We start from the raw sequence: 10243 nt of genomic DNA, 5'->3' as shown, positions 1-10243 counted from the left end.
GGTCTTCTTGGCCTCGGCCTCCGGCACGCCCTTGATCCACATCGGTGCGGCCATGCAGTTCATCAGCACGGTCATGTGTGGGAAGAGATTGAAGTGCTGGAACACCATGCCGACATTCTTGCGAACTTCAGCCACGTTGCGCATTTTACTGTTCAACCTGATCCCGGTGACGGCGATCTCACCCTCCTGATGTGCTTCAAGCCGGTTGAAGCAGCGGATCAATGTCGACTTGCCAGATCCTGAGGGACCGCAGATGACGATGCGTTCGCCCTTGCGGACAGTGAGGTTGATATCCGTCAGCACCTTAAAGCTGCCGAACCACTTGGAGACGTTCGTCGCTTCAATAATCTTGTCCGCATTCATTGCCGCCTGCTCCTCGATGCGAAAGCGACCGACGAGACTGCTGCTGCAATCCGTATGATGAACTTGGTCACGTGACGTTCGCTTTGCTCTGCTTTATTGCCTCATGGCCTACTCCCGCAGTACAATCAGCTAAATAGTCTGGATCGATCGGTCCGCTTACCTGTTGCGCCGCTCCCGAGCCGCATCTATCTCGACCGAGCGCGACTTGCAACGGACGTTTTACATTTGATTGCCTGCAGCACACGTATCACATTTGTGCGGCTCCAGTGAGTCCGCGCATAGGAGTGGCCTTACATTGTTTCGCTGCCCCAGCTTGTTAGAGTTGATGGTTTGCGATTTCCCTCGCAACGGTTTCGTCTAAGGGTGTGTCATAAGTCATCAAGATGTAGCCTAATATGCAATAGAAACCGACCGTCGCCATGAGGTCAAATACGGCTTGTCTTCCCATGGCCGCAGAGATCGCGCGTTCGAGAATTGACGGCAGGTGGGATCCATCAAAAAGTGCATCAACCGCTCGGGCGATAAGCCCGTCCTCGCCGTCGGGCGCGCCACGCATTGCCTCGATGCGAGCATCCGGAATACCCAGAGCTCGTGCGCGGTTGACATGATGGGCCCATTCATAAGCCGACCCCATCCGATGAGCAGACCGCAGGATAACGAGTTCGGACCGGACGGCCCCTAGAGCGCTGTCTTTGACGATATGTTGCCGTAGCGGAGCCCATGCCTTGAGCAATGCTGGATGATGGGCCATAGTGCGATAGACGTTCAGCGCGCCGGCAAAGCCAGCCTTCATATCCTCGATCTCGGCGGGCCATTGTTCGTCGGTTATGGGCGGGCAGGAAGTTGTCGTATTTGGAGTCATGACAGATCGTAGCCTCAACTCTTAACGGCGGCATCGATCGATTCCGCGAGTCGTTCTACGATCAGATCAATTTGCTTTGCTTGAATGATATAGGGGGGGGCCAGCAGCACATGGTCGCCATTGACCCCGTCGATGGTTCCACCCATCGGGTAGCACATCAGGCCTCGCTTCATTGCTTCCTTCTTGATCCTGGAATGGATTTTGCGCGCAGGATCAAAAGGCTGCTGTGTGTCCTTATCCGCTACAATCTCAACTCCGCGGAAAAGGCCTCGCCCGCGAATGTCACCAACGTATGGCGATTGTCCCAGTGCAGCATCAAGACCAGCTTGAAGACATTCGCCCATCTTGATAACGTTTTCCATTATCTCCGGCCGCCTCACGATCTCGACGACTTTGTTAGCCGCCGCGGCTGCGACAGGATGACCGATGTAGGTGTGACCGTGTTGAAACAGGCCGGAACCCTCCGCAAATGCACGATAGATTTTCTCAGACAACATCAACGCGCCGATCGGCTGAAAGCCTCCGCCCATGCCCTTCGCAATGGTTACCAGATCAGGGACTATTCCTTCCTGCTCGCATGCGAACATCGTACCCGTGCGTCCCATGCCGCACATCACTTCATCGAGAATGAGTAAGATGCCGTACTTGTCGCAGACTTGCCGAACCCGCTTGAAGTAGTCAGCGACGGGGCCGACTGCACCAAGTGTTGCACCGACTACCGGTTCCGCCACGAAAGCCATGACCTTGCCCGTCCCAAGCTCGATGATCTTCGCCTCCAGCTCGGCGGCAAGACGCTCGGCATAGTCCTCAGGAGTTTCTCCCACCGGCATGTCGCGATATGCATAGCAGGGCGAAACGTGATGCGTTTCTGGCAGGATCGGCTTGAACTGAGCGCGGCGCCAGGCATTCCCGCCAGTTGCCAATGCACCAATTGTATTTCCATGATAGCTCTGTCGACGCGCGATGATATGGCGACGCTGGGGCTGGCCAACCTCAACAAAATACTGGCGAGCCATCTTCAGAGCGGACTCGACAGCTTCAGAACCACCTGAAACCAAGTAGACATAATCCAGCCCGTTGGGTGCCAGCTCTACCAGCTGTTCGGCGAGCTGCTCGGCCACGTCAGTGGTGAAAAACGATGTGTGGGCGTAGGTAATCCGTCCCATCTGCGCCTTCATCGCTTCCAAGACTTCCGGATGATTGTGGCCGAGGCAACTCACCGCGGCCCCACCCGACCCGTCTATGTAGATGCGGCCTTCGCTATCGGTAATGTAGATGCCTTCTCCTGCTACGGCCCTTGGCAGAGTTGTACCGATCGTTCGATGGAGGATTTTGGTCATTGTCAGGTCTCGGCTTTCGATCTAACCGGCCGTTCCGGCTTCTTTCTATTGATTTGCAGGTTTCGCCGAAAAATGCAACAAGTGTTTTAGAAGATATTTTCTGCTTCATTTGTTTTCATGCTCAATATGGGTATGGTTGCCAAGTCCCCCGAAGACCAATGGATGATAGCATTTGACTTTTTCGCCTGCGAAAGGGATGTTCCGGATGGATTATGTCAGCTTAGATGAGGCAAATGTTGCAAAAGGGCCCCCTGCACGGTCACATCATTGAACGATTTGACGACATGTCTATTCAGTTGCAACAGGCGGCTCGTCACATCCTGGAACATCCTCAGGAAGTGGCGCTCGTGTCGATGCGTGAGTTGTCCCGCAACGCCGGCGTGCAACCCTCTACGATGACGCGGCTGGCTAAGTTCCTTGGATTTTCCGGATACGAAGATTTCCGCGGTCAGCACGCCGACGTCATTCGGGTGGGTGCCGATGGGTTCGCCGCCCGGGCCTTGCAGCGAGACGGGGGCGGCACGGATGGGGAAGGACTGGCGCAACGAATGCTCCAAAGCCTCTCCGCTCAGGTCGCTCGGCTATGCGAACCCGATTCGCTCTTGCGGCTCAGCACGGTGGCCGACCGCTTGGGCAAAGCCCGGAGAATCTATGTTCTTGGTTTGCGCTCTTGCCATTCGGTGGCCTGGCATTTCCATTATGTCATGACGTTGCTCGGGGAAAAGACCGTTCATCTTGATGGGCCGGCCGGCACAAGCGGCGATGCGCTTATTCGCGCCACCGCAGACGATGTTTTGCTTGCGATATCGATAAGCCCTTATTCACTTCACACACTCGAGCTTGCCGAGGCCGCCCGCGAAAAAGGAGTGGAAATAGTTACGATTACGGACAGCGAGGTTTCCCCTCTGGTGACCATCGCCGAACACGTGGTGCTCTTCTCTACGGAAAGCCAGACTTTCTTCCATACGTTGGTCCCTGCCCTCGCCGTCTCGGAAGTTCTCTGCGGCCTTTTGGCAAGTCATGATCGCACCGGAGCTCTCGAAGAGCTTAAGCGCGCCGACCGCCACCTTTCATCGATGAATACGTACGCGACGTCCATTCCACGGCGGAAGATTTGAGCCAAATTTGTTGATGGTTTTTTCAAATGTGTAAATCAGAAAAGGACATCCGATGCCCCTCATCAAGGCGGGCCGGACGCTCAGTCCCGCGTCCGCTTATGTACGCTGTAGGCCCCTAGTTGCGGATTCCGTTGCTGCAACCGGAGCGCTCGCGTCCCGGTGATGATTTAGCCTCACCAAAATCAAACCTGATTCTTGTCCCTGGCGGCGACGCCAGCACGGCTTGGTCAGGGCTCCGACCAATGACGCCAGACGCACGCCGTGATCGGCCCGACGAAAATCACCGGCCTGTTTCTCAACACTGGCCACGGCACGCTTGGCTGGGCAATGAGTTCCGGTGCGGCGCGCGTCATTGCCGATCTCGTTTCCGGCCGCACGCCAGAAATCGATGCCACTGACCTGGCAATGAGCCGTTACGCCTGAACGAACGCCACATCAATCATCCATGGCGAACCAAGCTGTGATCGAAGAAGTTTCCACCACCGACGCTCCTGGCGGTGTCGGCCCCTATTCCCAAGCGGTCAAGGTCGGCGGCCTGTTGTTCGTCTTCGGACAGCTGCCGATCGATCCGGCAACGAGCGAATTCAACTCGGCCAATGCCGTTGAACAGTATCCATACGCGGAAGGCCGCGGAATTGGATCGCGCGCAGGCGCACTTGCTGATGTATGTGAGGCTGTCGCTCAGGCGATGTACTGATCCGGGGCCTTTTCGGCCTCACGCAGCCTTTTCCACGTCCACGGGAGCAGTTCGTGAAGGCGGGAGACGGGGAGATCGGCGATGCGGGCGAACACATCGGCAAGCCATGCCTTTGGGTCGACGTCGTTGAGACGGCAGGTCGTGATGAAGGTGAGCATGATGGCGGCACAATCGGCCCCGCGCTGGGAGCCGGCGAAGGTCCAATTGCGGCGCCCGAGGCAATACCTCTCAGCGCGCGCTCTGCGGCGTTGTTCGTGAGACAAATCCGGCCATCTTCCAGGAAACGGGCAAAGCCATCCCAGCGTTTCAGCATGTAATCAATCGGTTCGATCACCTCGGACGATCTGCTGAGCGTGGCGCGTTCCCGCTTCAGCCACTCGTGCATGTCATCGAACAGCGGCTTGCTCTTCTCCTGCCGCGCGGCCAGTCGTTCTTCGGCGCTCAATCCATTGATCTGCTGCTCAATCTCGAACAGCGCGTCGAACCGTTGGACGGCCTCCAAGGCGATCGGCGAGATCGGCTTGCCTCTGCGTTTGTGATCGCGGGCACTTTTCTGGATATCGGCCAGTTCAAAGAGTTTGCGCCGCGCATGCGCATGGCAAAAGGCAAAGGTGATCGGCACCGCTTTCTTTTCGGCAACACTGAGCGGCTCGAAGCCATTGTAGCAATCGCTCTGCAGAATGCCGCCATACCCGGCCAGATGTTTCTGCGGGCCGGTTACTCGAAACATAGTACATTGCCGCCGGCGCGTCGGTCATTGCATACGCAAGTCCATATTTGCCCGGTCGTGCATTTGCCTTTGGCCTGGATGGGAATGGTTGTATTGCAACTATCCTCCAACGATCCCGCGGCGATTATACAGGATGTCGCCAGCACTTACGGTGACGACGGCCGGTGTTGCTCGCTCGTATTGCGGAAAGCGCACATAGTCCGGTTTTTCAGGGTCCACATCAAACCACCTCCAACCGCGGCGTCCACAGCACATTGCCTGGGCGGGTGGGAGAATGGTGAACTGCTTGGCGCCGTAGATCTGGAAGAAGAGGTTATGGCTGAGAAGGGTGTCGAAGTGGAGCGGGGTAACAGTGCCTGCAGGGCCCATGAAAAACTGCAAGTAGCGCCACCAATGTCGACGATACGACGGACTAACAAATTTTACGGGAAAGGGCTGACAGTCCCCCGCCAAACTTTCCACCATACCAAGCAGGGGAATGTCGTGGCAGTATGGAGCCGCTCTCGCTCTCGATGATACTCCCTCCCCCCTGGCGGCTGCTCCATAACGAACCGCGCGTAATCTGCGAGCAGCCAAGAAGAAACCTTGATCTCACTGCTGTTAAGCGTCTTGACTGGCACAGCAAGTGATCCAGCGACACGATGGAAATACTGCGGAGACCAGCGCTGGCACGCGCTCCAAGACGCACAGCCGCCACGTAGGAGAACCGGCCGCATGGAATCTCGATAATGAGTAGCAAATTCCCTGTTAGATAGCGCTGTCACGGTAGGAACCGACGACCAGCCCGAGTCTTCCAGCGTCGACGATGAGCTATCTCCTGGCGCTTGCGGGGATGTTTCCAGTTTGAGTTCCGTCATTTTTGATCTCACTTATTACGTGAATACGTTAAGCAACCGCCTTGGGTTCCGGCGCGAGCGCGGCTGGTCTGGCTAGTCGGCTATCGAGCCATCGCCGCCCTTTGCGCATTGCCTGCGCGCGGACTTGCGGCCAGTCTTGGGTTGTGTCCAGTGCATCGTGTCGCCGTGGAGTCTTGAAAAGACGATGCATCAAAACGTTTTCGTGTCGCTACAAATTCCGGTTGGTAGAACATTTACAGGATCATAAAGTGGAGTTCCCACCTACTCAACTACCGGTGTTGGTAGTTGCCGAAGTGAAGCTGCCCGCCAGTATGTGTCGGGTAGGTGCGGGCAGCAGGCCAAAGCTCTGGCTATCGTCAGCTTCGATAGGGTTTAATCTTATATTTAACACGCTGATCGTGGCGCGTTTCGACCTACTTTGCTGTATGTCTTGTTGCGGCACACCGGTATGCAGGTGCCGCTGCCGAGCCGCGTCAGACGAGGCCTTACGCCTCGCGACAAACAAGATGATAAGCTTTCTCATCCAGATTGTGTCGCCCCATAGATTGAGTTTGGCCTCAGGCTGTTTTCCTGTTTAAGGTTTCTTTCACTAGCTCCCCCCGTGCGTGACTATTCGCAAACCTTCTTGTGTCCGAAGCAGGTCAATAATGTCAGAAACCCGACCAAAGCGTCGCCTGGGCCGGCCGCAGATACGGAGAAACCGTGCACTGCGGACGGTGGGCCCGTTCGGCACGCAACTTGCTTTGATGATTTGGTCATGGGGATATCAGCGGTTCCCCACGGAATTCAGTGATCATGGACCAATTTCTCAACTTTAATACATATACGCTGGCGATCCTTTATGGATCGCAGGACGATATGACTCCCTTGCCGCTTGGATTCGCGATTGATCTCATCCCCCCTTCTGAGGTCGGCCGCATCCGACAACAGAAGCTCAAGACGCCTGAAAGACCGTGCCATATGCTGGTGACCGACCTCATGACCGGCTTGCGATCTCAGTCGAGTTACCTCTCAGAAAGCGGCGCAGCGCCTGCCGGAGATCCAGCCCGCGCCAGCGGGACATCGTGTGCCGTCAAGCGTTCTTCGATAAAGGGGTTGCGCTTATCATTGTTCGTGAAAGAAACCCCGCGTTTGCTGGCTCTCAGCATTTATCGGCTCGACTAGGAATATCGGAATGGATTTGCCCGTCGTAAGTGCAATCAAGAACAGCTACGAGCTGTACCCGCGACAAATGAAGGTCGCTGCACGTTGGTTGCTCGACCACCCAACGGAGGTCGCACTGCTGTCGATGAGGGAGCAGGCGCGCCGAGCACGAGTGCCTCCGGCAACGCTAATGCGGCTTGCAAAACGCCTTGGCTTCGAAGGGTTCGACAAGTTGAAGGAGGTATTTGCGGACAGTGTCAGGGGGCGGCCAGAATGCTTTGCGGACCTTGAAGACGAATTATTGGCACGACGGCAGGCCGTGGGCGATGGTGCCTTAATCAGGGATACAATCGATGTTTTGAATGGCCATCTAAGGAACCTCGCACAGCCCTCCGCGATTGCCGCGCTCGCAGAAGCGGCAGATCTCATGCTGGGGTCGCGGCATATTTTTTGTATCGGCCTCCGCTCGAGTTTTCCTGTAGCCTATCTGATGCACTATGTCGGCTCATTACTCGGCTCTCCCACGATATTAATCGACGGAATAGGCGGTACGTCCAATGATGTGCTAGGGTCTGTCGGTCCAGAAGACGCTTTGCTGGCGGTTACAGTCAGGCCGTACACTCGCTTCACGGTGGAGGCCGCCGAGTTCGCCGTTTCTCGCGGTGCGAAACTCATCGCGTTGACCGACAGCGAAGTGTCTCCCATCGCTAAGCTTGCCCAAATTGTAATTAGCGTTCGGACCGAAACACCTTGGATCTTTCACACTATGACTCCCGCATTCGCGGTGGTGGAATGTCTCGTGGAACTGATCGCGGCTAAACGCGGCAGCTGCGCGCTTCAAGCTTTGGCAGCCAACGAAGCACAACTCGACGCATTGCGTACTTATGTGCTGTAGATACCGCGCTTGCGCGAATTCTGATTAACCGGGAGCCGCAAATTCAAAGCGCTCACCTTTGCTGGCCACGAGGTTCAGGGTTCGATAGGTTCATGTGCGGTCAGCGCAGCTTAGGAATTTCTCCAACTCCCGACCGGCCGTAATGGTCCCTTAAATTGCGGATGTTTGTCAAGCATTTGGCAGATCCTGGGTCATGGTCGGTTCCGAGTTCGGCAACAACGCGGCCCACAACCGGCCCGCTTCCTTTAAACTAGGTGTTTGATCCCAGGTTTTGATGGTGCATTATTTTCCTTTGCATGGAGGGAGGCACTAGTCACCTGGACTTAAGTAAGTATCATTGTATATTCCCCTATCGGAGAGACGGGGCATTGTTGATGGCTGGGCGACAGGCGGATTTGGTCGTATTGAGCGGCGAGGATCGGTCTTTTCTCGAAGCTCAGGTTCGGCGGCACAAAGCGCCACGTTCGCTTTCTGATCGATGCCGGATGGTCCTGCTCTGCGCTGAAGGATTGCAGAGTAAGGAAGTTGCCGAACGCCTCGGTGTCCACGAGCACACGGTTGGCAAATGGCGGCGGCGGTTCGTTCAGAACGGCATTGAAGAGCTAACCGACGAGTATCGCGAAGGTCGCCCACGCACAGTGTCCGATATGCAGGTTGCTCAGGTCATCGAGCGCACTCTGAACAGCACCCCGAAGGATGCCACCCATTGGTCAATCCGCTCCATGGCAAGTGCGACCGGGCTTTCGCACACGACCATCCGTCGGATATGGGCCGCGTTTGGGCTGCAGCCGCACCGGTCTGAAACGTTCAAGCTGTTGACCGATCCTCTGTTCGTCGACAAGGGGCAGGACATTGTCGGTCTTTACATGTCGCCGCCAAATCGAGCTGTCGTGCTTTGCGTTGACGAAAAATCGCAAATCCAGGCACTGGATCGCGAGCAGCCTGTCTTGCCCATGGTGCCGGGCGTGCCTGAGCGTCGCACTCACACCTATGTCCGCAATGGCACAACGTCCCTGTTCGCGGCGCTCGACGTTGCCACCGGTGCGGTGATCGGCAAATGCTACAATCGTCACCGGGCAACCGAGTTTCTGGACTTCCTCAAGCGGATCGACGCCGTGATGCCCTAGGGACCGGACATACATCTCGTGATGGACAACTATGCAACCCACAAAACGCCGAAGATCGTGTGACCTTCCTACACCTGCGACGACCTCAGACCGAGCTGCTATGCTGCCACGGCCGGAGCCCTGTAGGTCCCACCCCTTGCCATGAGCGCCCAGACGATGCGGGCCATCTTGTTGGCAAGAGCGACGACCACAAGCATTGGCGGCTTGCGGGCAAGCATGCGCCCAAGCCACGATCCTTCACGAACGCCTCGCCGACGAGCATGACGCACGACAGCGCTCGCTCCGATGATAAGCAGGCGACGCAAGGTACGCTCGCCCATCTTCGATGTTGCACCGCTTCTGTTTACCGCCGGTTGAGCGTTGCAACGGCGTCAGGCCCAGCCAAGCGGCGAAGTCGCGACCCTTTCGGAAGGTTGCGGCGCAAGGCGCCAGCGCAATCAGAGCCGTTGCCGTTATCGGACCAACGCCGGGGATTGTCGCCAACCGCCGCACGTCTTCATCCTCCCGGGCACGCCGTGCAATCTCAGCATCAAGGTGCTTGATCCTTTCCTCCAGCGATCTCAGCGTATCGACCAGCATGGTGAGAGCCAGGTGGGCTGCTTCTGGCAGGTCGCCCTCAGGATCCTTTACCTTTTCCATCAGCTTGGCGATGTGAGAAGGGCCCTGGGCGACGACCAGCCCATATTCTGTGAGATGGCCGCGCAAGGCGTTGATCGTCTGGGTGCGCTGCCGAACCAACAGATCACGAGCCCGGAATACGGCCGCACTCGCCTGCTCCTCCTCACTCTTCACGGCGACAAAGCGCATGGTCGGCCGCTGCGCGGCCTCGCAGATCGCCTCGGCATCGGCGGCATCGTTCTTCTGCCGCTTCACGAAAGGCTTCACATAGGATGGTGGGATCAGACGAACCGTGTGGCCGAGCTTGCCGATCTCGCGCGCCCAATGATGCGCCCCAGCACAGGCCTCCATGGCGACCAAACAGGCCGGCTGCCCAGCGAAAAACGCAAGCACCTTGTCGCGTCGCAGTTGCTTGCGGAAAACAATGGCGCCAGCCGCATCCGCTCCATGAGCCTGAAATACATTCTTCGCCAAGTCTAACCCGATCGTGTTA

7 protein-coding genes and 5 pseudogenes are annotated in these 10243 nt (G+C 56.9%); 6 read left to right on the top strand and 6 right to left on the bottom strand.

Going from position 1 to position 10243, the window contains the following annotated elements; all coding sequences use genetic code 11:
- The 3 genes from BSG20_RS34000 to BSG20_RS33990 form a co-directional block, all read right to left on the bottom strand.
- On the bottom strand, window positions 1-363 hold a 363-nt coding region (locus tag BSG20_RS34000), incomplete at its 3' end, for an ATP-binding cassette domain-containing protein (protein ID WP_143147606.1).
- Between the two features lie 316 nt (window positions 364-679).
- Window positions 680-1225 (bottom strand): carboxymuconolactone decarboxylase family protein, encoded by a 546-nt coding sequence (locus tag BSG20_RS33995; protein WP_072382229.1) that lies wholly within the window; start codon window positions 1223-1225, stop codon window positions 680-682.
- A 14-nt stretch (window positions 1226-1239) separates the two neighbouring features.
- Window positions 1240-2565 (bottom strand): aspartate aminotransferase family protein, encoded by a 1326-nt coding sequence (locus tag BSG20_RS33990; RefSeq protein ID WP_072382231.1) that lies wholly within the window; start codon window positions 2563-2565, stop codon window positions 1240-1242.
- Window positions 2566-2798: 233 nt separating this feature from the next.
- On the opposite strand from BSG20_RS33990, the gene BSG20_RS33985 reads away from it, so the two are divergent.
- The 3 genes and pseudogenes from BSG20_RS33985 to BSG20_RS38195 all read left to right on the top strand — a co-directional run.
- Window positions 2799-3683, top strand: coding sequence for a MurR/RpiR family transcriptional regulator (locus BSG20_RS33985; RefSeq protein WP_072382239.1), 885 nt, complete (start codon window positions 2799-2801; stop codon window positions 3681-3683).
- 194 nt (window positions 3684-3877) lie between these two features.
- Window positions 3878-4106: pseudogene (locus BSG20_RS33980) on the top strand (FAD-dependent oxidoreductase); the annotation flags it as partial.
- A 37-nt stretch (window positions 4107-4143) separates the two neighbouring features.
- Window positions 4144-4293, top strand: a pseudogene (locus BSG20_RS38195) (Rid family hydrolase); the annotation flags it as partial.
- A gap of 71 nt (window positions 4294-4364) precedes the next feature.
- Here the strand turns inward: BSG20_RS38195 and tnpC are convergent.
- Window positions 4365-5205 (bottom strand): annotated as a pseudogene (gene tnpC / locus BSG20_RS33970) (IS66 family transposase); the annotation flags it as partial.
- 4 nt (window positions 5206-5209) lie between these two features.
- Entirely contained in the window at window positions 5210-5575 is a 366-nt protein-coding gene (locus BSG20_RS38190) for a cupin-like domain-containing protein (protein WP_342030085.1), read from the bottom strand.
- A 1187-nt stretch (window positions 5576-6762) separates the two neighbouring features.
- On the opposite strand from BSG20_RS38190, the gene BSG20_RS33960 reads away from it, so the two are divergent.
- From BSG20_RS33960 to BSG20_RS33950, 3 genes and pseudogenes are all read left to right on the top strand, one after another.
- On the top strand, window positions 6763-7131 hold the full coding sequence (locus BSG20_RS33960; RefSeq protein ID WP_072382233.1) for a hypothetical protein: 369 nt from the start codon (window positions 6763-6765) through the stop codon (window positions 7129-7131).
- Between the two features lie 10 nt (window positions 7132-7141).
- On the top strand, window positions 7142-8005 hold the full coding sequence (locus tag BSG20_RS33955) for a MurR/RpiR family transcriptional regulator (RefSeq protein ID WP_072382235.1): 864 nt from the start codon (window positions 7142-7144) through the stop codon (window positions 8003-8005).
- Between the two features lie 374 nt (window positions 8006-8379).
- Window positions 8380-9129, top strand: a pseudogene (locus BSG20_RS33950) (IS630 family transposase); the annotation flags it as partial.
- Window positions 9130-9230: 101 nt separating this feature from the next.
- Here BSG20_RS33950 and BSG20_RS33945 read toward each other — a convergent pair.
- Window positions 9231-10236: pseudogene (locus BSG20_RS33945) on the bottom strand (IS110 family RNA-guided transposase).
- Window positions 10237-10243 lie beyond the last annotated feature (7 nt).

This window comes from Rhizobium tibeticum (genome assembly GCF_900110205.1).
Classification (GTDB): domain Bacteria; phylum Pseudomonadota; class Alphaproteobacteria; order Rhizobiales; family Rhizobiaceae; genus Rhizobium; species Rhizobium tibeticum.
Note: the sequence above shows the minus strand (reverse complement) of the source record. Positions and strands in the feature narration are given on the sequence as shown.

What these genes read in the sequence shown, in the direction of transcription:
- BSG20_RS33960 (WP_072382233.1), top strand. Translation starts at nt 6,763, where the DNA reads ATGGACCAATTTCTCAACTTTAATACATATACGCTGGCGATCCTTTAT.
- BSG20_RS33990 (WP_072382231.1), bottom strand. Translation starts at nt 2,565, where the DNA reads ATGACCAAAATCCTCCATCGAACGATCGGTACAACTCTGCCAAGGGCC.
- BSG20_RS33985 (WP_072382239.1), top strand. Translation starts at nt 2,799, where the DNA reads ATGTTGCAAAAGGGCCCCCTGCACGGTCACATCATTGAACGATTTGAC.
- BSG20_RS33995 (WP_072382229.1), bottom strand. Translation starts at nt 1,225, where the DNA reads ATGACTCCAAATACGACAACTTCCTGCCCGCCCATAACCGACGAACAA.
- BSG20_RS33955 (WP_072382235.1), top strand. Translation starts at nt 7,142, where the DNA reads ATGGATTTGCCCGTCGTAAGTGCAATCAAGAACAGCTACGAGCTGTAC.
- BSG20_RS38190 (WP_342030085.1), bottom strand. Translation starts at nt 5,575, where the DNA reads ATGGTGGAAAGTTTGGCGGGGGACTGTCAGCCCTTTCCCGTAAAATTT.